The 25,509-nt window shown below is 69.2% G+C and carries 22 protein-coding genes, 3 tRNA genes and 1 pseudogene; 13 read left to right on the plus strand and 13 right to left on the minus strand.

Features of this window, described 5'->3' with window-relative positions:
• Position 1: 1 nt before the first annotated feature.
• Positions 2–1,312: a hypothetical protein gene (locus tag WFJ36_RS09155; protein ID WP_292787523.1), complete on the plus strand. Its 1,311-nt coding sequence runs from the start codon at positions 2–4 to the stop codon at positions 1,310–1,312.
• Positions 1,313–1,322: 10 nt separating this feature from the next.
• On the opposite strand, the gene WFJ36_RS09160 is transcribed toward WFJ36_RS09155, so the two are convergent.
• Genes WFJ36_RS09160 through WFJ36_RS09170 form a run of 3 tightly spaced genes read right to left on the minus strand, consistent with a single transcriptional unit; the run spans position 1,323 to position 5,180 of the window.
• Positions 1,323–2,459, minus strand: a complete 1,137-nt coding sequence (locus WFJ36_RS09160; RefSeq protein ID WP_336643164.1) for a glycosyltransferase — start codon at positions 2,457–2,459, stop codon at positions 1,323–1,325.
• Positions 2,456–3,649: a DUF1972 domain-containing protein gene (locus WFJ36_RS09165; protein WP_336643165.1), complete on the minus strand. Its 1,194-nt coding sequence runs from the start codon at positions 3,647–3,649 to the stop codon at positions 2,456–2,458. The genes WFJ36_RS09160 and WFJ36_RS09165 overlap by 4 nt, the downstream gene beginning before the upstream one ends.
• A 4-nt stretch (positions 3,650–3,653) precedes the next feature.
• Positions 3,654–5,180 (minus strand): sugar transferase, encoded by a 1,527-nt coding sequence (locus tag WFJ36_RS09170; protein ID WP_071327698.1) that lies wholly within the window; start codon positions 5,178–5,180, stop codon positions 3,654–3,656.
• Between the two features lie 358 nt (positions 5,181–5,538).
• Here WFJ36_RS09170 and WFJ36_RS09175 point away from each other — a divergent pair, with 358 nt between their 5' ends.
• A complete protein-coding gene (locus tag WFJ36_RS09175; protein WP_336643254.1) occupies positions 5,539–6,684 on the plus strand; it encodes a low temperature requirement protein A in 1,146 nt (381 codons plus the stop codon).
• Positions 6,685–6,693: 9 nt separating this feature from the next.
• Here the strand turns inward: WFJ36_RS09175 and WFJ36_RS09180 are convergent, their stop codons facing one another.
• A complete protein-coding gene (locus WFJ36_RS09180) occupies positions 6,694–7,308 on the minus strand; it encodes a TetR/AcrR family transcriptional regulator (RefSeq protein WP_025104606.1) in 615 nt (204 codons plus the stop codon).
• A 366-nt stretch (positions 7,309–7,674) separates the two neighbouring features.
• Here WFJ36_RS09180 and WFJ36_RS09185 point away from each other — a divergent pair, with 366 nt between their 5' ends.
• From WFJ36_RS09185 to WFJ36_RS09195, 3 genes are all read left to right on the plus strand, one after another.
• Entirely contained in the window at positions 7,675–8,628 is a 954-nt protein-coding gene (locus tag WFJ36_RS09185; protein WP_336643166.1) for an intradiol ring-cleavage dioxygenase, read from the plus strand.
• A 192-nt stretch (positions 8,629–8,820) separates the two neighbouring features.
• A complete protein-coding gene (locus WFJ36_RS09190) occupies positions 8,821–9,099 on the plus strand; it encodes a hypothetical protein (RefSeq protein ID WP_071327695.1) in 279 nt (92 codons plus the stop codon).
• A 106-nt stretch (positions 9,100–9,205) separates the two neighbouring features.
• On the plus strand, positions 9,206–10,318 hold the full coding sequence (locus WFJ36_RS09195) for a fatty acid desaturase family protein (RefSeq protein WP_442927850.1): 1,113 nt from the start codon (positions 9,206–9,208) through the stop codon (positions 10,316–10,318).
• Between the two features lie 1,134 nt (positions 10,319–11,452).
• Here WFJ36_RS09195 and WFJ36_RS09200 read toward each other — a convergent pair.
• The 3 genes from WFJ36_RS09200 to WFJ36_RS09210 form a co-directional block, all read right to left on the minus strand.
• Positions 11,453–12,856, minus strand: a complete 1,404-nt coding sequence (locus WFJ36_RS09200; protein WP_292787514.1) for a cell division initiation protein — start codon at positions 12,854–12,856, stop codon at positions 11,453–11,455.
• Positions 12,857–13,054: 198 nt separating this feature from the next.
• Positions 13,055–13,528, minus strand: a complete 474-nt coding sequence (locus tag WFJ36_RS09205) for a hypothetical protein (protein WP_143049229.1) — start codon at positions 13,526–13,528, stop codon at positions 13,055–13,057.
• 85 nt (positions 13,529–13,613) lie between these two features.
• Positions 13,614–13,919 (minus strand): DUF7882 family protein, encoded by a 306-nt coding sequence (locus WFJ36_RS09210; protein WP_071327690.1) that lies wholly within the window; start codon positions 13,917–13,919, stop codon positions 13,614–13,616.
• Positions 13,920–14,082: 163 nt separating this feature from the next.
• Between WFJ36_RS09210 and WFJ36_RS09215 the strand changes: the two genes are divergently transcribed.
• Positions 14,083–15,408: a VCBS repeat domain-containing M23 family metallopeptidase gene (locus tag WFJ36_RS09215; RefSeq protein WP_071327689.1), complete on the plus strand. Its 1,326-nt coding sequence runs from the start codon at positions 14,083–14,085 to the stop codon at positions 15,406–15,408.
• 30 nt (positions 15,409–15,438) lie between these two features.
• Positions 15,439–16,284, plus strand: coding sequence for a transposase (locus tag WFJ36_RS09220; protein ID WP_336643167.1), 846 nt, complete (start codon positions 15,439–15,441; stop codon positions 16,282–16,284).
• A gap of 7 nt (positions 16,285–16,291) precedes the next feature.
• Here WFJ36_RS09220 and WFJ36_RS09225 read toward each other — a convergent pair whose 3' ends face one another.
• The gene (locus WFJ36_RS09225; protein WP_071327687.1) at positions 16,292–16,729 is read right to left on the minus strand and encodes a hypothetical protein; all 438 of its coding nucleotides are present in this window, start codon (positions 16,727–16,729) and stop codon (positions 16,292–16,294) included.
• A gap of 362 nt (positions 16,730–17,091) precedes the next feature.
• Here WFJ36_RS09225 and WFJ36_RS09230 point away from each other — a divergent pair.
• Together WFJ36_RS09230 and WFJ36_RS09235 are read left to right on the plus strand one after the other, a co-directional pair.
• Positions 17,092–17,367 (plus strand): annotated as a pseudogene (locus tag WFJ36_RS09230) (phosphotransferase); the annotation flags it as partial.
• A gap of 113 nt (positions 17,368–17,480) precedes the next feature.
• Positions 17,481–18,515: an alpha/beta fold hydrolase gene (locus tag WFJ36_RS09235; protein WP_336643168.1), complete on the plus strand. Its 1,035-nt coding sequence runs from the start codon at positions 17,481–17,483 to the stop codon at positions 18,513–18,515.
• A 44-nt stretch (positions 18,516–18,559) separates the two neighbouring features.
• Here WFJ36_RS09235 and WFJ36_RS09240 read toward each other — a convergent pair.
• The 3 genes from WFJ36_RS09240 to WFJ36_RS09250 all read right to left on the minus strand — a co-directional run bounded on the left by WFJ36_RS09240 (position 18,560) and on the right by WFJ36_RS09250 (position 18,878).
• Positions 18,560–18,632, minus strand: a tRNA-Phe gene (locus WFJ36_RS09240).
• A gap of 68 nt (positions 18,633–18,700) precedes the next feature.
• Positions 18,701–18,774, minus strand: a tRNA-Asp gene (locus tag WFJ36_RS09245).
• Positions 18,775–18,805: 31 nt separating this feature from the next.
• Positions 18,806–18,878: transfer RNA gene (locus WFJ36_RS09250), tRNA-Glu, on the minus strand.
• Positions 18,879–19,089: 211 nt separating this feature from the next.
• Here WFJ36_RS09250 and WFJ36_RS09255 point away from each other — a divergent pair.
• Complete coding sequence (locus WFJ36_RS09255; protein WP_071327681.1) at positions 19,090–20,439, plus strand: M23 family metallopeptidase; 1,350 nt, start codon at positions 19,090–19,092, stop codon at positions 20,437–20,439.
• A 100-nt stretch (positions 20,440–20,539) separates the two neighbouring features.
• Here WFJ36_RS09255 and WFJ36_RS09260 read toward each other — a convergent pair whose 3' ends face one another.
• On the minus strand, positions 20,540–21,031 hold the full coding sequence (locus WFJ36_RS09260; protein ID WP_071327680.1) for an inorganic diphosphatase: 492 nt from the start codon (positions 21,029–21,031) through the stop codon (positions 20,540–20,542).
• 101 nt (positions 21,032–21,132) lie between these two features.
• Here WFJ36_RS09260 and tilS point away from each other — a divergent pair, with 101 nt between their 5' ends.
• Entirely contained in the window at positions 21,133–22,125 is a 993-nt protein-coding gene (tilS, locus tag WFJ36_RS09265) for a tRNA lysidine(34) synthetase TilS (RefSeq protein ID WP_336643169.1), read from the plus strand.
• A gap of 26 nt (positions 22,126–22,151) precedes the next feature.
• On the opposite strand, the gene WFJ36_RS09270 is transcribed toward tilS, so the two are convergent.
• Positions 22,152–22,742 (minus strand): DUF937 domain-containing protein, encoded by a 591-nt coding sequence (locus WFJ36_RS09270; RefSeq protein ID WP_071327678.1) that lies wholly within the window; start codon positions 22,740–22,742, stop codon positions 22,152–22,154.
• Positions 22,743–22,861: 119 nt separating this feature from the next.
• Between WFJ36_RS09270 and hpt the strand changes: the two genes are divergently transcribed.
• Together hpt and ftsH are read left to right on the plus strand one after the other, a co-directional pair.
• Positions 22,862–23,413 (plus strand): hypoxanthine phosphoribosyltransferase, encoded by a 552-nt coding sequence (gene hpt, locus WFJ36_RS09275; RefSeq protein ID WP_071327677.1) that lies wholly within the window; start codon positions 22,862–22,864, stop codon positions 23,411–23,413.
• A gap of 95 nt (positions 23,414–23,508) precedes the next feature.
• Entirely contained in the window at positions 23,509–25,509 is a 2,001-nt protein-coding gene (gene ftsH / locus WFJ36_RS09280) for an ATP-dependent zinc metalloprotease FtsH (protein WP_313391357.1), read from the plus strand.

The following is a 25,509-nucleotide window of genomic DNA, read 5'->3' on the forward strand; positions in this document are numbered from 1 at the left end:
TATGGGTTCTCTTCTCGCTGTCGGCGCCCGCGCGCTGACGATGGTCATCGCGCTGGTCTGCGGCGTTCTCACGACACGGATGATTATCGGGGACGCGGGCGTCGGCAGCTTCGCCCTCTACACGCTGCTCACCACGATCCCGTCGCTGCTGACCTTCACCGACCTGGGCAGCGGCGCCGTGCTCGTGAACGCCGTGGCCACGAGCGACGACGTCCGGACGGACGAGAGGCTGCGCTACCAGCTGACCTCCGTCGGTCGGGTGCTGCTGCTGTTCGCCGCCTCCGCGATGGCGATCAACACCGTGCTCCTCGCCACCGGAGCCTGGGAGCTCATCTTCGGCGACGCCGGGCAGCAGCCGGGGGCGTCGCTCGCGGCGTTCTTCTGCGTGACCATCTTCTGCCTCGGGATCCCGCTCGGGATCTGGGCGCGGATCATGCTCGGGCAGCGGAAGAACCACATCGTGATCCTGCTGCAGGGCCTCATCTCGCCACTCACCCTCGCCGGCGTCTGGCTGCTCCTCACGTTCGGCGGCGACGACCTCCACTCCTATGCGGCGATGGCGTCCTTCGCGGCGTCTCTCATCGTCTCGATCCTGGGCGTGCTCATCACCGCACGCACCACCTCTCCGCTGATCCCCGAGGCCGCACGCATGGTGCTGCGGCCGCGACGGTTCCCGGGCGTCCGGGTCATGGACGTCGGCTGGCCGATGCTGGCGCAGATGGTGACCTACCCCATCGCGGTGGGGTCGCAGCGCTATGTGATCGCCCAGCTCGGCGGCCCGACCGACGTCGCGGAGTACGGGGTGGCGGGCCAGGTGTTCTTCGCGCTCAACGGCCTCGTGATGGCCGGCGGACTCGCCCTCTGGCCGCACTTCGCGCGGATGCGGCACCAGGGCGACCTGCGCCGCGGGCCATTCCTGCTGTCCGCGCTGTTCGCCACGGCGGTCGCCCTCGCGACCGTCGTGGTGTGGCTCGTCGGTCCGTGGCTGTTCGGATTCATCACCCAGGGGGAGCTGGAGGTGCGGCCGACCACGATCTTCGCGTTCGGGCTCATGATCATGCTCACCGCGGCCGTGTACCCGCTGGGGATGTTCATCATGGACAAGCCCGGGATCCGTTTCCAAGTGATCCCGACGCTCAGCATGGCCGCGGTCGGCATCATCCTCGCGTTCGTGCTCACGCCGATCCTCGGCATCGTCGGACCGCTGATCGGGGTCGCGTTCGCGCTGCTGGTCTGCCAGCTGATCCCGTTCTCGATCTACATCGTGCGCAACCGGGCGCGGCTGACCGCCGACACCCCCGCATCGGTGTGATCCGCGGGGGTCAGTCCAGGACGCCGGCGGTGACGCCGGCGCGGTAGACCGCGGGAGCGTGCCGACGCAGGGCTTCGTCGCGACTCGCCGCGACGCCGGCCACGTGGTCGTCCCAGCGCTCGCGGACCTCCTCGAGCGCGGTCGCGATCGCGTCGGCATCGTCCGGAGCGACCAGGTGCGCCGTCGCGTATCCGCCCGCGGCCTCTCGCAGGCCGCTGCTGTCGCTCGCGATGACCGGGCGGAGACCGAGCACGCCCTCGACGGCCGTGTTGCCGAACGGCTCGTCCACCCGGGACGGCACGACCAGGACGTCGGCGTCGGCGAGGAAGGGCCAGATGTCGGGGTGGAAGCCGGCGAAGGTGACGGGGACGCCGGTCGCGGCGGCGCGTGCGCGCAGATCGCGCTCGAACCACTCGTACCCCTCGAAGACCGCGCCGAGCAGCGTGACCTCGACCGGACGGCCCGCCGCCTGAAGCGCGGCGGCGGCGTCGATGACGAGGTCGGGACCCTTCCGCGGCGACAGCCGGCCCACGTAGAGCACCCGGAGGGGACCATCGAGGCGGGGACGCGGCCGAGCAGGGTGCTCGGGTGATGCGACGCCGTTGGCCACCACGCGGGTCCGGTCGGCGAGAGTCGGCAGCGCGCGCCGGATCGTGTCCAGGCTGAAGCGGCTGTTCACCAGGGTCCGGGCGGAGGCGAGATGCGGCGCATAGAGAAGCCGGTTCACCAGCGGGTTGCCGGACGCTTCGGCCTCGTGCACATGGCTGACCGCGCGCGTGCCCCGGAGGCGGGCGACAAGAGGCCACTGCGGAATGATGATGGTCGACACATAGACCGCGTCGGGGCGGAGGCGTCCGATCAGCCGCCACGCGGAGCCGAGACCGCGGAACGTGTCGCGGAAGAGGCGCGGCAGTCCCCGCGGGGTGAGCAGGACCTTGCGCAGCACGAGCATCGGCAGGATGACGACCTCCGCGCCGGCCTCTCGCAGCGGCGCGACGAGGAGACCCGTGCTCGGCAGGGCGACCACGACGCGGGCTCCCGCCTCGACGAGGCCGGTCGCGCTCTCGAGGAGCATGCGGTCGGACCCGAACATCTCCGCGCCCGGATGCACCAGGAGGACGGTCTTGGGCTTCTCTCCCGCGGTCATCGGGCCGCGTCCGCGGGGGTGGGGACCCAGTCCGTGCTCCGTCGACGTGCCCGCCGGGCGGAGGAATGGATGCTGGAGCCCTCGGCGAGGCGGCGAGCGAGGTCTTCGTACTCGTCGGCCACGTCGTCCCACCGGAATCGGGTCCGGGCGATCTCCTGCACGGCTGCGGCATGCGCGTCGCGCGTGGCCACATCAGCCTCGGCGGCGGTCACATGCGCGGCGACGTCGTCCGCATCGGTGAAGAACCACCCGTTGCCGTCGAGCACCTCGCGGTTGAAGGGCACCTCGTAGCCGATCACCGCCGTGCCCGCTCCCATGGCACGGAGGAGCGACGGGTTGGTGCCGCCGACGGAGTGACCGTGCAGGTAGGTGGCGGCGTGGGCGTAGAGCGCGTCGAGGAGCTCCTGGTCGTAGACGCCGCCGACCAGGTGGATCCGCTCGTCGCCCTCGGCGGCGTTCCGGATCTCCTGGATGTACCCGGCCGCGTACGGCGCGGACCCGACGACCACGAGCGGCAGGCGCGCGGCGCTGGCCCGGTAGCCGCGGACGATCTCGAGCACGTGGTTCTCCGGCTCGAACCGCGCGACGACGAGGTGGTAGCCGCCGGGAGCGAGGTCCGTCTCGGCCAGACGATGCGTCGGCGGCTCCTCGAGGATCGGCGCGCCGTAGCGGATCAGCTCCGTCGGCACGTCGAACTGGTGACGGTAGTAGTCGGAGATGCCGGGGGCATCGGCGATGAGCGCGTCGGCGGTGCGGACGCCGAACTGCTCGGCCCAGCGGTAGTAGGCCTTGCCGCGCGGACCCCACTTCGAACGACGCCACTCGAGACCGTCCATGTGCAGGGCGACGGGCGCCCGGCGCAGCCGGAGCAGGGGCAGGAACGGCGAGTTCGCGGCATTGAAGACGAAGGTCGCATCGGGGCGGCGGTGGACGAGCAGGTGCAGGGCCGAGAGCCCGGTGTGGCTGAGCGTCTCGACCTGCTTCACGGGGACGGCGGGGAGGTGCACCACCCGCATGCCGAGGTACTCCTTTTCCCGGTGCTCGGAACCGCGGGTGTACACGACGACGTCGTGCCCACGGTCGGCCAGGCGGCGGCCGACCTCCTCGATGGCCGTCTCGAACCCGCCGTAGGCGGCAGGCACGCCTCGGGTCCCCACCATCGCGATCGTGAGGGGTGTCGTAGTGCTCATCCGCTCAGTATGCCCCGCTCGGCTGCGCCATGACCTTCGCCGTGCGCCACATGATCTGAAGGTCGTTCATGACGGACCAGTTCTCCACATAGCGCAGGTCGAGCCGCACGCTCTCGTCCCACGAGAGGTCGCTGCGTCCGGAGACCTGCCACAGGCCGGTGATACCGGGCTTGATGTAAAGACGGCGGAACACAGTGCCGTCGTAGGCGGTGACCTCGCTCGGCAGCGGCGGACGCGGGCCGACGACGCTCATGTCCCCGACCAGCACGTTCCAGAACTGCGGAAGCTCATCCAGCGACAGCTTGCGCAGCACCTTCCCGACGCGGGTCACGCGCGGGTCGTCCTTCATCTTGAAGAGCAGGCCGGCGCCCTCGTTGTGGTCCTTGAGCGCCGCGAGCTGCTTCTCCGCGTCGGTGCGCATCGACCGGAACTTGACCATCTTGAACCGGCGGCCGTCCCGTCCCACGCGCTCCTGGAAGAAGAACACCGGGCCGGGCGAGTCGAGCTTGATGAGCGCGCTGAGCACCGGGGTGAGCAGCGCGATCGGGATCAGTGCGATCGTGGCGACGACGACATCGAGGGCGCGCTTGAGCAGGTGGACGCCGCCCTCGTAGGTCGGGATCTTCACCTGGATCAGCGGCAGACCGTCGACCTGGCGCAGAGAGATGCGAGGGCCTGCGACATCCGTCAGACGGCTCGAGAGGATGAGCTCGGCGGCGGTGCCCTCGAGCTGCCAGCTGAGCTGCTTGACGAAGTCGGGGGACCCCTCGGGGCGGCTCGCCACGATGATGGTGTCCGCCCCGAGCTGTGCCGCCGCGGCGGCGACGGTGTCGAGATCGCCCACGACCGGGTAGATGCTCTCCCCGATCCTGAGCGCGCCGGCATTGCGATCCAGCAGCGTCGTCCCCACGACGTGATAGCCGTTCTCCCCGCCCTTCTGCAGGGAGTCGATCACATACTCGACGTCCTCGGTGGCGCCGACCACCATCGTCCTCGACGCGAACCGCCCGGACAGGCGCTGCCGCTGCAGCCAGCGACGCCAGGTCCAGCGGGCGAAGAGGAGACCGAGCATGCCCACGGGGAGCGCGATGAAGAACAGCGGCTGCAGCCCTTCCCACTCCAGGAGCACGCCCGCGATGGCGGTGATGCCGAAGGCGAGCCCGGCCGCGTGTGCGACGCGGCGGTACTCGGTGGCCCCTGACCCGAAGATGGCGGCGGCTCGGCTGTTGAGCGCCGACAGCATCAGGTACCAGGCGAGACCCAGCAATGCGGCGTTGCGCACGGTCTCGATCACCGCGACCCCGTTGATCAGCTGGACTGCTGCCGTCAGCGCGACGGCGATCAGGATGACAGCCGCATCCGTGATCCGCAGCCGCATCCGATAGCGACGCTCCCACTGACGGCGTCGTTCGAGCGTCGCCGAGACACGCGGCGTGCTCGCCGCATGCGTCACCGACGCGGTCGCCCGCGGAGCCGTGATCGGCGTGAAACCCGTACGAGCGATGCTCAGAGCATCCTCGACGGAAGTCATGCCGAGGCCCCTTGAGCCGTGAATGTACGCAAATAACCCCAGTGCGCCATCGTTTCCCCAGTTTTCCCCAGACCGTGAACCCCACGTTCACGGACATGTCTGCGTCCCGACCCCTCGGGTCCTGCTGGTGCTTCCCGATCCCACATCGAGAAGGTGTCCTCGTCGTCCCAAACCGACGAGGCGTGCAGCAGGCACTGCAGACGGTGATCACTGTAGCGGATTCGGCCGCCGGATGGAAGCGCATGCCGCGCAGGAGGGGGATCCGTTCCGGCATACCGCCCGGGGAGAAGAAGCCGGGAGCTAGTCTGTCGCGGTGACTGCGCATCCGACTTCGACTCCTCGCTTCCGTCTGCAGCCCATGCGGCCGCGCGACCCCGGTCAGCCGCACCGCGCCGCGAGTCCGCTGGAGCTCTTCTTCGATCTCGTCTTCGTGGTAGCGGTGAGCATCGCGTCGGCGCAACTGCATCACGCCCTGAGTCACGGCGACTTCCTCCACGGGATCACCTCGTACGCGATGCTCTTCTTCGCGATCTGGTGGGCGTGGATGAACTTCACCTGGTTCGCCACGTCCTTCGACACCGACGACTGGCCGTACCGGATCGCCACCTTCGTCCAGATGGCGGGCGTCCTTGTCCTGGCCGCAGGGATCCCCGGGGCCTTCAACGAGGGAGACTTCACCCTCCCGGTGATCGGCTACGTCGTGATGCGCATCGCCGTGGTCGCGCAGTGGCTGCGTGCGTCCCGGACCGCGGGGCCGCTCCGTTCCGTCGCGCTGCGATACGCCGGCGGCATCGCCGCCGTGCAGGTGCTGTGGATCCTGTTCCTGCTCATCCCCTCAGGGCCCGTCCAGCTCGCGGCCTTCGTCGTCTTCGCCCTCATCGAGATCGCCGTCCCCGTGATCGCCGAGCGCCGCGACCAGACGCCGTGGCATCCGCACCACATCACCGAGCGCTACGGTCTGTTCACCCTCATCGTGCTCGGTGAGAGCCTTCTCGCCTCTGCCAACGCGATCATCGATGCGGTGGATGAGGTCGAGGCCCTTGGGTCGCTCCTGGCGATCTCGGCCCTCGCATTCGTCGTGACGGCGGCCCTGTGGTGGATCTACTTCTGGCCGCCCCACCACCGGTCCATCACCACCCTCGGCCGTTCCCTGCGCTACGGCTACACCCACTTCTTCGTGTTCGCGGCGGCTGCCGCCTTCTCCGCCGGCATCGAGGTGGAGCTGGATGTGCTGACGGGGGAGAGCCACCTCGCCCCGATGGCCGCCACGTTCACAGTGTCCGTGCCGATCGCCGTGTTCCTCATCGGCATCTGGTGGGTCGCCATCCGGGACAACGCCGACAGGGTCGTCAACACCGTCATCCCGGTGGGGGCGCTGCTCGTCCTGCTCGACCCGTTCGTGCCCGTGCCGGTGGCGCTGACGGCAGCGGTGATGGTCGCGATCGTGATCGTGCTGGTCATCCGGCCGCCCGTTGCTCGGGGAACCGTCGTCACGGATGAGTGATCCGCGGCGTCACACACTGGCGGCAAAGAGTTCCCGGCACTCGCGGCGCAGGCGCGCGATCGCCTCGCCGTCGCCGCGCAGGTGCCGGATGAGGGCGTGCTGGAGCATGCCGTCCGTGAGCGCGTACGCGAAGAGGGGCGTGAAGCGACAGGGGCGCCCGCAGAGCTCGGAGTAGCGCTCGACCACGCGCCAGATGGCATCCTGCAGGTCGGCCTCGACTTCGGCGATCGTGTCGCCGAAGCCCGACTCGAACAGGGACTGGTTGCGGAGGTCGTACCAGAGCCGGTGCAGGCGGGCGTCGTCGTGCACGCTCCTGGCGAGCTCCTCGGCGGCCCCGGCCGCCAGTTCCTCCGCGGTCTCGGCCCTCTCCAGCACGGCGAGGTAGCGGTCGCCGAGCCCTCCCTTGGATATCCGCACGGCCTCTGCGATGAGGTCGTTCTTGTCGGTGAAGTAATAGTGCAGCGACCCGTGGGAGAGCTCTGAGTGCTGCGCGATCTCCCGAAGGCCCGTCCGCGCGAATCCCCGCTCGGCGATCGCCTCCAAAGCCGCTTCGGCCAGCGCCCGTCGGCGCAGCGCGAACTTGTCCACCCCTGCGCGTTCCGCGCGCTTGTCCGCTGTCGTCATGCTGTCCCCTGGTCTCGTCCCCTTCGGAATCGGTGCGGGTAATGCTATGGCATCTCGCGCGCTCTGGACAGCTGTCCGGGAAAAACTTGACAGGTGCCAAGCGGCGTGTTCCACTGGATGGGCTACGGCCGTGCATGTCCCCTGCATGATGGCCGTCTTCGTGGCCGCGCGCGCGATTCCCCCATCGCCCCGGCCCTGCGTTGTCCGCCGAGTTCTTCGAGCGCCAGCGCCGCAGAGCGGAGCGATGTCCCCGCATCCTCCGCTCTGCTCCTGACTCCACAGGAGCCGCAGGGATCACGCATAGCTTCTTGATTGCTCACCCGTCGAGCATGGGGCAACGCCGCCGACGCTCGAGAGGAGCACATCATGAGCCGCATCCCCGAACCGACCCCCACCCCGCAGGGCCCCATGTACGAAGGACGGCTGCTGGACCGCGCGGACGAAGAGGTCGTCGACCAGGGCGTCGCCTTCGACCTCCGGACGTTGATGAGCCGTCGCGGGCTGCTGATCGGCGGCGGGCTCGGCCTCGGTGCCGTCGTGCTCGCCGCCTGCGCGCCTGCCGCCACCGGGTCGTCATCGAGCACGGCCGCTCCCACCCCCAGCACCACCGCGACCGCGACGGACGCCGCGGTCGCCGAGATCCCGGACGAGACCGCCGGTCCCTACCCGGGCGACGGCTCGAACGGCCCTGACATCCTCGACGAAGCCGGAATCATCCGCCAGGACATCCGCTCGTCCATCGACGGCGGCGCCACAGCCGACGGCGTGCCGCTCTCCTTCGAACTGCAGATCCTCGACCTCGCGAACGGAGGGGTGCCGTTCGCCGGCGTCGCGGTCTACGCGTGGCACTGCAACGCGCAGGGGGAGTACTCGCTGTACTCATCGGGACTGGAGGACGTCTCCTACCTCCGCGGTGTCCAGGTCGCGGACGACGACGGGAAGGTGTCCTTCACCTCCGTCTTCCCCGGGTGCTACTCGGGTCGGTGGCCTCACATCCACTTCGAGGTGTATCCGGACGTTGCCTCGATCACCGACGCGTCGAACGCGATCGCCACGTCCCAGCTCGCGCTACCAGAGGACGCGTGCAGCGCGGTGTATGCGGAGACTGCCTACTCCGGATCGGCGGACAACCTGGCGCGGATCTCCCTCACCTCCGACAACGTCTTCGGAGACGACGGTGGCGTGTCGCAGCTCGCCACGACGACGGGGAGCGTCACCGGCGGATACACCGCGACCCTCGTGGTCGGTGTCGACACGACGACCACGCCGAGCGCCGGCGCCGCGCCCACGGGTGGCAGTGGTCGTCCCCCCGGAAGCTGAGGTTCTCGGCGCGTGGTTCGTGGATCTGCTAAGCTGATCGTGCAACGTGTGCGTTTCGCCCCCTCTCGGCCGCCTCGTCGCCACTGATCAGGGCCATCCACGGACCACGCACATCGACGCGCGCGGAATCCGCCCTCGGTCTCTTCACGTGCGGAGCGCGAGCGCGCCCGCCCCACAGCAATGAGCATGAGCATGAGTACCACCACCGTCCCTTCCTCCATCCCTCTCACCTGGAAACAGGCCGACGTCGACGTGCACGTCGCCACCCGCAACGGCGAGTTCGCCGGATTCGTCGAGTTCGACGGATCCGCGCACCGGCTGCGCGACGAGCGCGGCGCCGACCTCGGGTCGTTCCCGTCCCTCGACGAGGCCTTCCGCGCGCTCGACGCCGCGCAGCAGCCCGCCCGGCCGGCGGCATCGCCGGCCCTCCCTCGCACGCGCGGTCGGCGACCGCGTCGAGCACGGGCCTGAGTCGTATGCCGCCTCGCGTATGCGAGCGCGGTTAGTGTGGCCACAGCGATCGGCAACCGCCCTTGGCTTCTTCAGCTCAAGGGCTCCCGATCGACAGGAGAGCATCATCTCCCGCACATCCTCCCCGACCGTCACCGCCACCCTCGGGCCGGTTCGTCAGACGTACGCCGGGAACGCCGAGTTCCCCCCGCTCACGCGGGCCTACCGCGATGTGCAGCAGGTCGTGAAGGAGACCGGGCTCCTGCAGCGCACCCCCGTGTTCTACACACTGGTCGGCGCGGCCCTCGTCGTCGCCTTCGCCGGCTGCGTCGCGGGCTTCCTCCTCCTCGGCGACAGCTGGTTCCAGCTCCTCATCGCCGCGGCCCTCGGTGTCGTCTTCACGCAGATCGCCTTCCTCGCCCACGAGGCGGCGCACCGTCAGATCCTGTCCACCGGGCCGGCGAACTTCCGCCTGGCCCGCGTGCTCGCCGGCATCATCGGCATGAGCTACCACTGGTGGGATTCCAAGCACACCCGTCACCACGGCAACCCGAACCAGGTCGGCAAGGACCCAGACATCCAGGTCGATACCATCTCCTTCCTGGAGGAGGACGCGGCGCAGTCGCGCGGCATCGTCCGGCTCATCACGCGCAAGCAGGGGTGGCTCTTCTTCCCCCTCCTGACGCTCGAGGGGCTCAACCTGCACTACCTCGGCCTGAAGCACCTGACGACGCGGAAGAACGTGAAGGGCCGCTGGATCGAGCTCGGACTCATCGTGCTCCGGTTCGCCGTCCTTCTCGTGCCGCTGTTCCTCCTGCTCCCCGTCGGCATGGCCTTCGCGTTCCTGGGCGTGCAGCTCGCGGTCTTCGGCGTGTACATGGGCGCGTCCTTCGCCCCCAACCACAAGGGCATGCCGGTCATCGCTCCCGACGCCAAGCTCGACTTCTTCTCGAAGCAGGTGCGCACGTCGCGCAACATCCGCGGCGGATGGTGGGTGACGGGGCTGATGGGCGGCCTTAACCACCAAGTGGAGCACCACCTGTTCCCGAACATGTCGCGGCTGCACCTGTCGAAGGCACGCGGCATCGTGCGCGACTACTGCGCCGCCAACGGCATCCCGTACACGGAGACGTCCCTCGGGCAGTCGTACGCGATCGTCATCGCCTACCTCAACCGCGTCGGCCTGGCGGCGCGCGACCCGTTCGACTGCCCGGCGGCGGCACAGCTCCGCCGCGCCTGAGGCCGGTGGATACGGCGCCGCCATGCGAGCGTCCGGAGCCAGCTTTTCGCCGAGCCCTGACAGCCACCAATGAGTCGCAAGGTGGGCAAGGTTCAGCGGAAGGACAGTCCGTCGCAACTCACGGCATCGGCGAACCCTCCGGCGGCAATCGCGGTCTTCACACTCTTCACGTACGCGTCTCTGGGGATCACGGCTACCTCCGTCGTTGACGCCTCATCGACGACGGCATCGTTCGCGCAGCTTGACACGACCACCCAAGCAGACCGATCGCTTACTCCATCGACGAACGAGGATTCGAGGTCGACCCGCGGGGAGACGTCCTGGATAAGGATCGTGGCCTCTTCCCTCACATGGTCATACACAATTCCCAACGAGACCCCGACCGTCTCATCGATCTGAAGGCCCGATGGGGCACACCGGCTCAGGCAGACGACCACGCCGAGCGCCGTATACGCACATAACCTCGCTACAGCCCGCATGAGATCCCTGAGGAATACGGGTTGTAAGCCGTGAGAACGGAACTCGTTCCTACCGTCTTCCAATAGGTGGGGCCGATGCGCGGCCTGTACGACTCCTGTTTCTGAACCCTGTACGAGTGTCTGGTGCCGAGCGCCCGTGCCTTCCATACTTGGCCTGCTCTGAGGGCAGGGGGACTGCAGCCAACGGTCGTTGTCACCGAGCTCGCCGAACTGATGCTTAGCCCCGCGGCGACATCCGCGCGGCTGGCGCCGAGGCTCACCTGCACAGTTCGTGTCACGCTCTTACCCTTCGAGATGCTGCAGAGGCCACCAGTCGTGGTGATCTTGCAGCTCGCGAAGACGGCACCAGTCACATTCGCTGTCGAGGACTTGTTGATGATGTTGTACCGGTAAACGGCTGCGTTGGCCGCTTGAGCGTGTGCAAGGGAGAGCGCTCCGGCGCACACGATCGCGATTGCCGTGAGCGCGAGCTTGTGACGCGTTGATGAGCGTTGGCGGGATCGGGTAGCGGAAGCCATGTCGCGAAGATAGCTCAGCGGTCCGCCAGGCCGTCATGCCTGCAATTGCTTCATACCGGTGAAACCGGCATGCTGTCCGGAGACGACGAAGGGGCGAGCAGACACCTGCTCGCCCCTTCGTCGTCTCCGAGGGTGGATCAGCGCTTCGAGTCGTCCGTCTCGACGACGTCGATCGTGATCTTCTCCAGCGGACGGTCGTCGTCGAGCTCGTCGTCGAGGACCTCGTCTCCACGGAAGCTCTCGACGGACGCCTCGACGACGTCGTCCTCGTTCTCGTCGTCGTCCTCGTCGATCGTGGCCTCCGTCAGCGCGATCTCCGTGGGGAGGTTATCGTCGCTGAAGATGCCGTCGGGGCGGATGAGCTCGCGCACCTCGGCCATGAAGCTGGTGAGCTGCTGCTGCTGCCACCGCAGCTGACGGGCGCGGTCCTCGGCGTCGCGGAGGACGGTGGAGGTGTGGCCGGTCACCGCGTCGACGATCTTCTGAGACTTCACGCGGGCGCGCTCGAGGATGTCCCGTGCACGGACCTGCGCGTCGGCCTCGATCGCCTGTGCCTGCGAGCGCATGAGCTTCTCGTAGCCGTCGGCCTTCGCGGAGATGCGCTGGGCATGCTCCAGCGAGGCGGTGACCTGCTCGTTCGCGTCGGTCGTGATGCGCTCGGCGTGTGCGACGGCCTGGTTGTGCAGCACGAGGAACTCCTGCTGCGCGTCGTCCTGACGACGGGTGAGGGTCTCCTCGAACTCCAGCACGCGGGCGTTCATCTCGCGCACCTCGCGCTCGGCGTCCGCCCGCAGCTGCGTGGTCTCACGCGTGACGAGGGAGCGCAGTGCGGCAGCGCCCTTCTCGGCCTCGGTGCGGATGGCCGTGGCCTCCTGCGACGCCTGGCTGACCTTCTCCGCGGCGTGGGCTGCCTCGCGCTCGATGCGCGCCTCGTGGGCCGTGTACTCGGTCTCCATCTTCAGGCGCACCTGATCGGCGTCGCGCTGAGCCTGGGAGATGATGCGCTCGGCATCCGCCTCGGCTTCAGCGCGCTGCGCGGCGACTTCCTCGCGGGCCGAGGTCATCAGGCGGTCGGCCTGCACGGCGGCGTTCTGGATGAGAACGTTCGCCTGCTCCTCGGCCACCCGGAGGATCGCCTCGAACTGCTGGCGGGAGGGCGCCTCTTCGCCGTCGGCCTGCGGCATGTCGACGAGCTCGGAGGTGAGCGTCGCCACCTGCTGCTCGGCATCCGCGGCCTTGGCGTTCGCGGCGGCGAGCTCGGCTTCCAGGGCCTCGCGTGCCGCTCGCTCTTCGGCTTTGAGAGCCTCGACCGACTCGGCCTCGCGGGCCTTCGCCTCGGCGACCTCATCGGCGGCCTGCTGGAGCTGGGCGCGCATCGATGCGAGCGCGGCGTCGACCTCGCCCTTGTCGTAGCCGCGGAATCCGATGGTGAACGCCGACGTGGACGTGGACGACGTGTCGCGCGGAGCCGTCTCGATCAGCTGATCGAAGAAGTCCGGCGACCGCTCGTCGTCGCGGGGTGTGCCCGAGGATTCGCTCATGGGTTCAAGCCTTTCTGGCGTGTCCGCGACACGAAGCGGACTTCGTTTCCGTGGACAGGATCGCAAGCTCGGGGGAGGAGGCCCCCGGCATGCGCCACGACCGGGTCGTCATCCGTCCCTGCGGGGCGCGGCGCGCGTCTAGCCTAATTGCGTCACCTGAGAATCGTGACCCTTTATTCCTGGGCCGGCGAGCGAGGATCAGGCCCGGCGGAACCAGCGCGCGTTGCGGTCGTCGAGCTCCGGGCCGCGCTCGAACACGGAGACGGGGCCGTCGCCCACCTCGATCCCGCGGGTCGCAGCCTCAGCGGCCGCGAGGGCGCGCAGCTCCCGCCAGAGGGGCGCGGTCTGCGGGAAGCCGAGGTACTCGCGGAAGGTCTCGACGCGCAGGAGAGTCCCCGCGCTGACGGGAACCAATCGCGCGACGGTGTCATCCGGTTCGACGAAGCGGACGCCCAGCGCGCCGTCCGGGAGCAGCGAGAAGCTCCGGCCTCGCGCCCCGACGACCACGCGCAGCAGCTCCGCCGTGGCCGTCGGGGAGGCGTGGACGAGGAGAGTGGCTCCGAGGTCGGCGAGGATCTCCTCCATCCGCGCGGCGGTGTACCGGGCTCCGGCGCGCTCGCCGGCCGACGATGCGCTGCGCCGTACCCAGCCGCGCAGGAAGGCTGCTCCCACGATGAGGCCGAGGATGACCAGGATGAGGACGAGGATCAGAGCGGTGTCCAGGGCAGCGACCTTCCGTGCTGAACGTCGGTGCGCGTCAGCGCGGGCCGGAGAGATGGTCCAGCTGGAGATCGCCGGAGGCGTTGAGCGCCTGCATGATCTCCTGGATGCGGTGCGGGTCCACGGCCGGCGGCTCCGCCTCGTCGAAGCCGAACTGCAGGGGGATGGCGGGATGGATCCAGACGCTCGCTCGCCGGTCGATGCCGCCCTCGGGAGGCTGCCAGGTCATCATGAAGCTCTCCTGACGACGCAGCTTGGTGGCGATGACGATCTTCAGATGCGCGAGCGTCTCGTCCTCGATGAGGATCGGATCCGAGTGCCCGTCGTACCGGAGTCTTCCCATGGTGCTGACGGTACACCCCCGTGGGGTCTCACGATCACCGGCAGGTGGCGGGCGGAACGGGGCGAAGGGGGTGGCGTTCGCGTGGCGGGGCGTCTGCCCTTGGTACGGTGACCGCGGAGGACACCACGTCCCCTGGGGCCGCCGAGCAAGAGAGAACTTCGAGATGAAGCGCACGTCCCGCTTGCGTCTTGGTCGCATCGGGATCGTCGCCGTGCTCGCGATCGCGCTGGGATCGTTGACACCGGCCCTCACCACGACCGGCTCCGCGACCGCGGCGTCCGACGGCTACATGGTCTATCCGGCTTCGGGCAACATCCAGTCCAAGGTCGGCGACGGATGCCTCGGCAACTATCGTGCGCACGACGGCATCGACATCTCCCGGAACGGCGGGACGCCGATCCTGGCGGCGTATGACGGCGTGATCAAGAGCCGCACGTCGAACGGCGGTTACGGCAACTACGTCGACGTGCAGCACCCGGGCGGCTACGTCACCCGGTACGCCCACATGGCGGCGCCTGGCTGGTACGCGCCGGGGACCAAGGTCTTGCGTGGACAGCAGATCGGCGTCGTCGGGAACACCGGCAACTCCGCCGCGTATCACCTGCATTTCGAGGTGTGGCTGAACGGCAAGGTCTACTCCCAGATCAACCAGGGCTTCACCTGCCTGTCGAACGTCACGCGGGGCGGGACGATTCCGTTGTTCTTCCCGGGTCTCGGGAGCGGCGACCCTGCGAATGTCGGTGCGGGCGACTTCACCGGGGACGACAAAGCCGACCTGCTCGTCGTCGCCGGCAATGGCGACCTGAGGATGCGTAACGGGAACGGGCGAGGATCCTTCTCCGCCCCCACCAGCCTTTTCGGCGCGGGATGGGCTGACTCCCGTCGGCACATCACGCACACGGACTTCAACGGAGACGGCAACGCCGACATCCTCGTAGCCCGCTCCGACGGTGTTCTCGAGTTCTGGGCGGGGACCGGGGCAGGGCAATTCCGGCCAGCGACGACGCCCGGGTCCGGGTGGTACGGGATGAGGCACGTCGCCTCCGGGGCGGACTTCACCGGCGACGGGCGGCAGGACGTTCTCGGAGTGTCCGAAGCCGGAACCCTGATCGTCTATCGGGGGAATGGCGCCGGCGGTTTCAGCCCACCCCACACCACGATCGGTGGGGGCTGGGAGGGCTTCCACTATCTCATCGCCGGAGACTTCGACGGCGATGGTCGAGGAGACATCGTCGCTATCGCGGGAGATGGCGTGCTGCGGCTGTACACGGGTGCATCCGGGCTGCGCGGACCGCGTCAGGTCGGAGTCGGTTGGCAGGAGTTCACGGAAGTCACCGGTGGCGTGGACTACAACGGGGACGGCCGGGCCGACCTGCTCGCTCGAACGGCTGCCGGGCAGCTTTACCTTTACCCCGGTAACGGGACGGGGGGATTCAGCGCCCGGGTTCTCGTCGCCTCGGACGCCGCCGACTACCTCGCGATCGAGTAGCCGCTCGCCGACCGCGCGTATCGTGGGCGCATGACCGCTCCGACCCTCGATGACATCGCGGCGGCGCTGTACGCCGGGCCGCCCGAGGAGTTCACGACCGCCCGGAACGCACGGGCGAAAGGCCTCGACGACCGCGCGCTCGCCGCGGAGGTGAAGGCGCTGCGCAAGCCCGCGGTCGCCGCTTGGGTCGTCAACGTCTTCGCGCAGGAGCGCGCCGCCCAGCTCGGGGAGGCCCTGGCGCTCGCGGCGGAGCTGCGCGAGGCGCAGGAGGATTTGGATGCTGCGGCGCTGGCGAAGCTCGGCCGGGAACGGCGCGCGCTGACCCGGCGCCTTGCCGAGACCGCTGCCGACCTTGTGGGGTCCCGGGGTGAACGCGTCACGGCGGCGACGCGGGATGCGGTGGAGCAGACGATCTCCGCGGCGTTCTTCGACCCGGATGCGGCTGCCGCTGTCGCGTCGGGGCGTCTCGTGCGGGCGTTGGAGCCTTCGGGTAACGCGGACGACCTCCGGGAGGCGGTCGCCGGCACTTTCCCGACGCTGCGGCCGCAGGCCCCGCGTCCTCCGGACGAACTGCAGGAGCGTCGGAAGCGCCGGGATGCCGAGCGTCAGGTGGCGGCTGCGGAGAAGGATCTCGCGGCGGCGGAGCGGGCCCTCGCGAAGGAGGACGAGATGGTGCAGGTGCTGAGTGATCGCGCCGAGGAGCTGGCCGACGGCATCGCCGAGCTGGAGGCGCAGATCGAGACGCTGCATCGGGAAGCCGACCGCGTCGAGCGCGACCGTCCCGCCGCGGAGGAGCGGCGCACCGCGGCCGTGGCGAAGAAGGATGCCGCCGCCGAGGCCGTGCAGGCGGCGCGCGCAGCTCTCGCCGACCTCTGAGCGGGCCTCAGCCCCGGGCGGCGGCCCTCTCTTCGTCGGAGTTCGGTGTCCACCCGAACCAGCCGTCGTCGGACGGGATGACGCTCCAGTCTCCGCAGACGAAGACGGTCTTCGCCTCGTACGCGGCGGGCCCGTCGTCGAACATCAAGGTCGGCGCAGAGGTCCGCTCCGCCTTCACGCAGTCGTCCGGCAGTGTGGCCGAGCTCGTCAGCAGGAGGACGGCGTCGTCGGCGTCTTCGATGGTCGACGTCCGGAGCGTGAGCGCGGTCGCGTCGTCCGGGACCCAGTCCGCGTCGACCGGCGAGTCCGCGCGGAAGGCGCCGGCGTCGTCGAAGGTCCGGGTCGACTGCTTGTGCAGGAGATCGTCGACGGCGGCGCATCCACCGAGCAGCAGGGTGCCGCCGAGGAGCAGGGCGGCAGCGGGGAGGAGGTGTCGTCGTGTCATATCTCCACTCTGCTGGCGCGGCTCGCGGGCGGCGTCCGTCGGCGGAGGTATCCCGCGTCACCCGGGGGAGTGATCTCTGCCGAAGGCCTCTCCGATAGCCTCGGGGGATGCGGGAGGAAGTCCTCAAGGGCGGCAATGCGAGCGGACCCGTCGTGCGGGTCGGGGACACCGTCCGCAAGGCATGGACGGCCGCGACCCCGCACGTCATCGCCTATGTGCAGGCGATGCGAGGCGGCGGAGTCGAGGCGCCGGAGCCGCTCGGCAGAGACGCGCTGGGGCGGCAGATCATCGAGTTCGTCCCCGGCACCCTGGCGATGGACTCCGCACCGCTCTCCGCCGCCGAGCTCTGTCGCGTGGGCGAGATGGTCCGCCGCATCCATGACGTCTCGGCGCGGTACGTCCCTGCTGCCGACGCGATCTGGGAACCGCCCCTCTCGGCGCCTGCGCAGGAGCTCATCTGCCACAACGACCTGGCGCCGTGGAATCTGATGCTCGGCGACCGCTGGGTGTTCATCGACTGGGACGGCGCCTCCCCGAGCACCCGCTCGTGGGACCTCGCCTTCTCCGCGCAGACGTTCGCGCTTCCGGATCCGACCCGAGACCCGCAACGCTCCGCCGAAGACCTCGCGGCTTTCGTCGACGGATACGGTGCCGACGAGGAGCTGCGCGCGGTGCTCCCGGACATGATGCGCCGACGCACGCAGGCGATGCTCGACCTGCTGTGCTCGTCCGCGGAGGTGGGACGCGAGCCGTGGGGGACCATGTACCGCACGGGTCACGGGGCGCACTGTGCCGGCTCCCGAACCCGGAGTCAATCGACAGGACGGCGTACGTCGACCTCGGCGGTGTCTCCCAGTTCGTCTCGATCCGCGGTCGCAGCACACGGAACCCCGTGCTCGTCGTCTGTCACGGTGGCCCCGCCCTGCCGTCGCTGCCCTCGTCGTGGGTCTGGCAACGCGGCGTGGAGGACTACTTCACGGTCGTCAACTACGACCAGCGCGCAAGCGGCAAGTCCGCGGGCTCCGTGTCCGAGGACATGGACCTCAGCGTCGACCGGTACGTCGACGATCTCGTGGAGCTGATCGCGTGGCTCCAGCGGGAGCTCGGCGTGCGGAAGGTCGGGGTGCTCGGGCACAGCTGGGGGACGGTCCTCGGGCTCACCCTCGCCCGGCGGCGTCCCGACCTGCTGTGGGCGTACATCGGCGTCGGCCAGGTCATCTCCGGTCCCGAGAACGAGGTGGAGAGCCTCCGCCACGCGATGCGGAGTGCCGTCGCGGATCGGAACGATCAGGCGATCTCCGAGCTGCAGGCGCTCGGGGAGTACCCCGGTGAGGAGCCGCTGACCGTCGAACGCATCGTGACCTGCCGGAGATGGGCGCAGTACTACGGCGGCCTCTCGGCGTATCGCTCCGACTTCGCGTACTTCACCGAGTCGCAGGAGCTGTCCCCGTATTACACGGACGCCGACCTGGGTCTCATCGGTGTCGGGCAGCGGGCGACCATGCCGGCCGTGCTGCCGGCCCTGCTCGGCTTCGACGCCCGCGACCAGACGGCGTTCGAGGTGCCGATGCTCCAGTTTCTCGGACGGCACGACTGGACGACCCCCGCCGGACCGGTCGCCCGCTGGCTGGAGACCGTGACGGCGCTCGCGACGGACGTGGTGTGGTTCGAGAACTCCGCACACCTGTGCATGTTCGAGGAGCCCGGGAAGTTCCTGGTGAGTCTCGTGACCCACGCGCTGCCGCACGCGGTCGCCGCGGGGCAAAGCAAAACCCCCGCCATGTAGAAGCTAGGCGAGGGTTTCTGGGCTGATTGTAATGATCAGCCTTGTGGCTCCGACCGGCATCGATCCGGTGACCTTTCGATTTTCAGTCGAACGCTCTACCAACTGAGCTACAGAGCCGCGCGGCGATGATGCTGCCGCGTCCTAGACGAAGAGCCCTCTCCGAAGAAAGAGCTCGTCGCACGGAGCGACCCTGACGGGACTTGAACCCGCGACCTCCGCCGTGACAGGGCGGCACGCTAACCAACTGCGCTACAGGGCCATACTGGTGTTTTCAATTGTATCGGATGGAGTGACCCCAACGGGATTCGAACCCGTGCTACCGCCGTGAAAGGGCGGCGTCCTAGGCCGCTAAACGATGGGGCCGAGTCAGTCCCGGGGGACTTCCTTGCCGACGCTCAAGCATAAAGGATCATCCGGGCAAATCGCGAATCGAGCCCGGAACCCGCTTCCCCCGGGCGTGTTCGAGCGAGACCATGGAGGGTGCGGAGGTGCCATTTCCGGCGCTCCGGGAGTCTGGTGCTGGTGTGAAAGTTGTTGTTACTGTGGCATCTGTGAAACCGGCGGAAGGGGCCGTGTGAACGACAAGACCACGCAGGATGCGGCACTCGCGGCATCCGCGGACTGCGGGTGTGCGCCCACCCCGACGGAGCGACGTACCCTCTTCGGCGACGGCATCAGCCGCCGCGGCGCTCTCGGACTCGGCGCGCTCAGCGTCGTCGCCCTCAGCGCGTTCGGCATCTCGTCCGGAGTCACGGCCGCCCACGCGGCGTCGTACCCGAGCTGGGACGACGTGCAGAAGGCCAAGCAGAACGAGGCCTCCAAGGCCGCAGAGGTGAAGCGCATCGAGGGGCTGATCCAGTCGCTCACGCAGAAGGTCTCCGAGACGCAGGCCGCCGCCGAGGTCGCCTCGACCGAGTTCTACAACGCGCAGCAGGCCTACTTCGCCGCGATCGCCGAGGCCGATTCGCTGCAGGAGAAGGCGGACGCGCAAGCCGCCGTCGCCGACGAGTCCGCCCGCAAGGCCGGTCAGGTCGCCGCGCAGCTCTACCGCAACGGCGGTGACGACACCTCGCTGGAGCTGTTCTTCGCGGGCTCCGCAGCCAACGCCGACGAGCTCCTCGCCCGCCTCGGGTCGATGGACAAGCTCCTCGAGTACAACCAGACCGTCTACAACGACGCGGTCGCCGCGCGGAACTCCGCCCAGTCGCTCAGCGACCAGGCGGTCGTCGCCCGGGACGAGCGCGACCGGCTCCAGAAGATCGCCGAGGAGAAGATGGTCGCGGCGCAACAGGCCGCAGACGCCGCGCAGGCCGCGCTCGACGAGCAGTCCTCCAACCTCGCCACGATGCAGGCGCAGCTCGCCGCGCTGAAGGACACCACCGCGACCACCGTCGCCGGCTACCAGAAGGGCGTCGAGGAGCGCGAAAAGGAGCGTAAGCGCCGCGAAGCCGCCGAGGCCGCCGCGAACGCCGGGGGGAACAGCGGCGGCGGCGGGACCCCGGGAAGCGGCGGCTGGGTGCGTCCGCACGGCGGCTACCGCAGCTCCGGTTACGGCCCCCGCTCGCAGCAGTGCAACGCCAACGGCTGCTCGTCGAGCTGGCACTACGGCGTCGACCTCGCGAACGGCTGCGGCGCGGCGATCTACGCCGCCCACTCGGGCACTGTCGACGCCGCGTTCTACAACGGCGGGTACGGCAACTACGTCCGGATCCAGCACGGGGGCGGTATCGCCACCGGCTACGCGCACATCAAGCCCGGCGGCTTCGCGGTCCGGAACGGCCAGTGGGTGCGCGCCGGCCAGGTCATCGCGTATGCGGGCAACACCGGCGGCTCCTTCGGCTGCCACCTGCACTTCGAGGTCTACATCAACGGCCGGTACACGAACCCCATCGACTTCATGGCGAGCAAGGGCATCTCCGTCTGACGGACGGCTGGACAGCAGAAGACCCCCGGACGTCTGGCGTCCGGGGGTCTTCGCTTCGACAGGCTCAGCGACCCAGAGAAGGTCAGCGACGCCGGTGGGGTCAGTGGCCCTGCTCGCCGAAGCGGACGATGGCCTCGTCGAGGATGCGCTGCGCCTCGGCGGCGTTGCCCCACTCGTCGACCTTGACCCACTTGTTGGGCTCGAGGTCCTTGTAGTGCTCGAAGAAGTGCGCGATCTCCTTCTTCGTGTACTCGGCGATGTCGTCGATGTCCTGGATGTGGGCCCAGCGCGGGTCCTTGGAGAGCACGGCGACGAGCTTGTCGTCCCCACCGGCCTCGTCGCTCATCTTCAGCACGGCGACCGGGCGGACCTCGACGACGACGCCGGGGTAGATCTGGTGGTCGAGGAGCACCAGCACGTCGAGCGGGTCGCCGTCCTCGCCGAGCGTGTTGTCGAAGTAGCCGTAGTCGGCCGGGTAGCCGAAGGTCGTGTAGAGCACGCGGTCGAGGTGCACTCGCCCGGTCTCGTGGTCGACCTCGTACTTCACGCGGCTGCCGCGCGGGATCTCGATGACGGCGTCGTGTGCGCCCATGCGTGTGCTCCTCAGGAAGATCGGTTGGATGCCGCCGACCAGCCTACTCGGGGGTCGCGGATCCGACCGTGACGGACGAGACGGTGCCCTAGCGTGGAGGGATGCCTTCCCTCGACCCCGCCGTCGCCGAGATCCGCCTCGCCGTGCGCACCGCGCTCGCCGATCTGCCGGAGGGCTCGACCGTCGTCGTCGCGGTGTCCGGCGGTGCCGACTCGCTCGCACTGGCGGCGGCCACCGCGTTCGAGGCCGCGAAACGCGGGGTGCGTGCGACCGCGGTGACGGTCGATCACGGCCTGCAGGACGGGTCGGCCGAGGTCGCCGCCGAGACGGCACGCGTCGCCGGACGGCTCGGGCTCGAGGCGCTCGTCGTCCGCGTCGAGGTCGACGGCGACGGCGGGCCGGAGGCGGCCGCGCGGGATGCGCGGTACCGCGCGCTCCAGGAGGCGGCGGGCGACATCGGCGCGCGGGCAGTCCTGCTCGGACACACCCTCGACGACCAGGCGGAGACCGTCCTGCTCGGGCTCGCGCGCGGCTCCGGGGCGACGAGCCTGCAGGGCATGGCGCCGGAGCGGGAGGACGAGGACGGCCTCCGGTGGCTGCGCCCGCTGCTCGGCGTGCGCCGCGAGACCACCTGTGCGTTCTGCGCCGCGGCGGAGCTGCAGCCCTGGGACGACCCGCACAACACCGACGACCGCTACACGCGGGTGCGGGTGCGTCGCCACGTGCTCCCGGTGCTGGAGGCGCAGCTCGGCCCAGGCATCGCCGAGGCACTGGCCCGCACCGCCGAGCAGCTCCGGGAGGATGCGGATGCGTTCGACGAGATGATCCACGAGACGATCGAGGACATCGTCGAGCACGCCGAGGCCGGCATCTCGGTGAGCGTCGCCGCGCTCGCCGCCAACCCCGCGGCGCTGCGCAACCGCATCATCCGGCTCGTGGTCGACAGCGAGTTCGGGGCGAGCCTGAGCCGCACGCAGACGATCGAGGTCGCCCGCCTCGTGACCGACTGGTCGGGTCAAGGGCCGATCGACCTGCCGGGGTGCGCCGCCGTGCGCCAGGGCGGCCGGATCGTGTTCACCGCCGCGACCCGCTGAATCGCGGACCGCGGCGGCGTCACGTCCTACTTCTTGCCGCCGAAGAGGCCGCCGAGGATGCCGCCGAGGTCGATGCCGCCGCCGGAGCCGCTCTTGCCGCCGCCGAGGAGGCCACCCAGCACGTCACTCAGCCCGCCGCCGGAGCCGGAGTCGCCGCCGCCGAGGATGCCGCCGATGACGTCGCCGATCCCGCCGGAGCCCTCCGTGCCCGCGTCCGCCTTCGCCGTCTTGTCCTTCGTCGCGTTGGCGATGAGACCCATCACGATCGGCGCGAGGATGGGGAGGAGCTTTCCGAAGTCGATGCCCGGGGTCGCCTTCGACTCCGTCAGCTCCTTCGTGACCTCCTTCTCCTTCCCTCCGAGGATGTGGGAGACGATCTTCTCGCCGTCCTCCTGATCGATGTCGTCGACCGTCGCCGGGCTCGACGCACCGCGGTGCTTGCCGAGAGCCTTCTCGATGGCCGCCGACCCCTCGGAGCTCTCCGCGTTCCTGGCCAGCCCGCCGAGCAGCACGGCGCCGCCCTGCTCGACCGCGACCTTGGCCTCGTCGCGCGACACTCCGAGCTTCTGCGCGATGTCGTCGAGGGGGACCTGGCTGAGGATGTCGTGAGTCGCCATGGGGATCTCCTTCCGTCGGGGCGTCCGCCCGCGTCACCGTCAGAGTAGTGCGGTGCCGCCCGCGCAGGGGAGGCCCGCGCGCGAACGGAGCACACGGCCGCATCGCCTAAAATCGATCCATGCGCGCCGCGGAGATCCAGGACGACCTTGCACAGATCCTCGTCACCGAGGAGGAGATCCACGCCAAGCTCGACGAGCTCGCGGCGCAGGTCGCGAAGGATTACGAGGGCAAGGACCTCATCCTCGTCGGCGTGCTGAAGGGCGCGGTCATGGTCATGGCGGACTTCGCGCGCGCGCTGCCGTTCCACGCGCCGATGGACTGGATGGCGGTGTCGAGCTACGGCGCCAGCACGAAGTCGAGCGGTGTCGTGCAGATCCGGAAGGACCTCGACACCGACCTGCACGGCAAGCACGTGCTCATCGTCGAGGACATCATCGACTCCGGCCTCACGCTGAGCTGGCTCCTGGAGAACTTCGGGTCCCGTGGCGCGGAGTCGATCGAGGTCCTGGCTCTGCTGCGCAAGCCGGAGGCCGCGAAGGTCGAGATCGACTGCAAGTACGTCGGCTTCGACATCCCCGTGGAATTCGTCGTCGGCTACGGGCTCGACTACGCCGAGCGCTACCGCAACCTCCGCGACGTCGCCGTGCTGGCGCCCCACGTCTACAGCTGACGCTTCGACAGGTTCAGCGACCCAGCCTCGGGGCGTTGCGCCGTGGGTGAACGCACAGCGGCCCCCTAGCACGGAGGCGATACGCTGATCCGACCATGGATGTGAAGAAGCTCACCCGCAATCCGCTGATCTACGTCGCTCTGATCGGCGTGCTGCTCTTCGGCGGATTCCTGCTGATCTCGAACCTCGGCGCGCCGAAGCAGATCACGACGCAGGAGGGGCTCGAGCTCCTCTCCGGCAAGACCGTGACCGAGGTCACCACCACCGACGGCGATCAGCGCGTGGACATGACGCTGTCGAAGCCGTACGAGGGCTCCGAGAACGTCCAGTTCTACTACGTCGAGGCCCGCGCCGACGAGGTGGTCGCCGCGATCGATGCGGCCGCTCCGAAGGACGGTTTCAACGACGCCGTGCCGCGCGCGACCTGGTTCGACGGCTTCCTCTCCCTGCTGCTTCCCCTCGTGCTGCTCGGTCTGCTGTTCTGGTGGCTCCTGTCGTCCATGCAGGGCGGCGGCGGCAAGGTCATGCAGTTCGGCAAGTCCAAGGCCAAGCTCGTCAACAAGGAGACCCCGACGGTCACCTTCGCCGACGTCGCCGGTGCCGACGAGGCCATCGAGGAGCTCCACGAGATCAAGGAGTTCCTGCAGGACCCGGCGAAGTTCCAGGCCATCGGCGCCCGCATCCCGAAGGGCGTGCTGCTGTACGGCCCTCCTGGAACAGGAAAGACCCTCCTCGCCCGTGCCGTCGCCGGCGAGGCCGGAGCCCCGTTCTACTCGATCTCCGGTTCCGACTTCGTCGAGATGTTCGTCGGCGTCGGCGCCTCCCGCGTGCGCGACCTGTTCAGCCAGGCCAAGGAGAACGCTCCGGCCATCATCTTCATCGACGAGATCGACGCCGTCGGCCGTCACCGCGGCGCCGGCATGGGCGGCGGCAACGACGAGCGCGAGCAGACGCTGAACCAGATGCTCGTCGAGATGGACGGCTTCGACCCGAACGCGAACGTCATCGTGATCGCGGCCACCAACCGTCCCGACATCCTCGACCCCGCACTGCTGCGCCCCGGCCGCTTCGACCGCCAGATCGGTGTCGACGCCCCCGACCTCAAGGGCCGCCAGAAGATCCTCGAGGTGCACAGCAAGGGCAAGCCGCTGTCGAAGAACGTCGACCTCGAGGTCGTCGCCCGCAAGACCCCCGGCTTCACCGGTGCCGACCTGGCGAACGTGCTCAACGAGGCCGCGCTGCTCACGGCCCGCTCGAACGCGCAGCTCATCGACAACCGCGCCCTCGACGAGGCCATCGACCGCGTGATCGCCGGCCCGCAGCGTCGCACTCGCGTGATGAAGGACAAGGAGAAGCTCATCACGGCGTACCACGAGGGCGGACACGCGCTCGCGGCGGCGGCGATGAACTACACCGACCCCGTGACGAAGATCACGATCCTGCCGCGCGGCAAGGCGCTCGGCTACACGATGGTGCTGCCGCTGGACGACAAGTACTCCGTGACCCGCAACGAGCTGCAGGACCAGCTCACCTACGCCATGGGCGGTCGCGTCGCCGAGGAGCTCGTCTTCCACGACCCCACCACCGGTGCGTCGAACGACATCGAGAAGGCGACCTCGATCGCCCGCAAGATGGTCATCGAGTACGGCATGACGACGCAGGTCGGTCCGGTCAAGCTCGGCACAGAGGGCGGCGACATGTTCGTCGCGCGCGACATGGGCCGTGGCCGCGAATACTCCGAGAAGGTCGCGGAGCGCGTCGATGCCGAGGTGCGCGCGCTCATCGAGCAGGCGCACAACGAGGCGTACGCGGTGCTCAGCGAGAACCGGGACATCCTCGACCGTCTCGCCCTCGCGCTCCTTGAAGAGGAGACCCTCGACCACAACCGCATCGCGGAGATCTTCACCGAGGTGAAGAAGCTCCCCGAGCGTCCGCTGTGGCTGTCCAGCGAGGACCGCCCGGTCTCGGAGCGGCCGCCGATCGAGGTCCCGAAGAAGGACGTCTCGCTCGCCGCCTCCGTCGAGGCGCCGACGGCCCCGCCGCGTCCGCAGCAGGGCTCCGCCGGAGCGGGCAACCCTCGTCCCGCGACGGCGTGA

This window comes from Microbacterium sp. MMO-113, assembly GCF_037148555.1.
Lineage (GTDB): Bacteria > Actinomycetota > Actinomycetes > Actinomycetales > Microbacteriaceae > Microbacterium.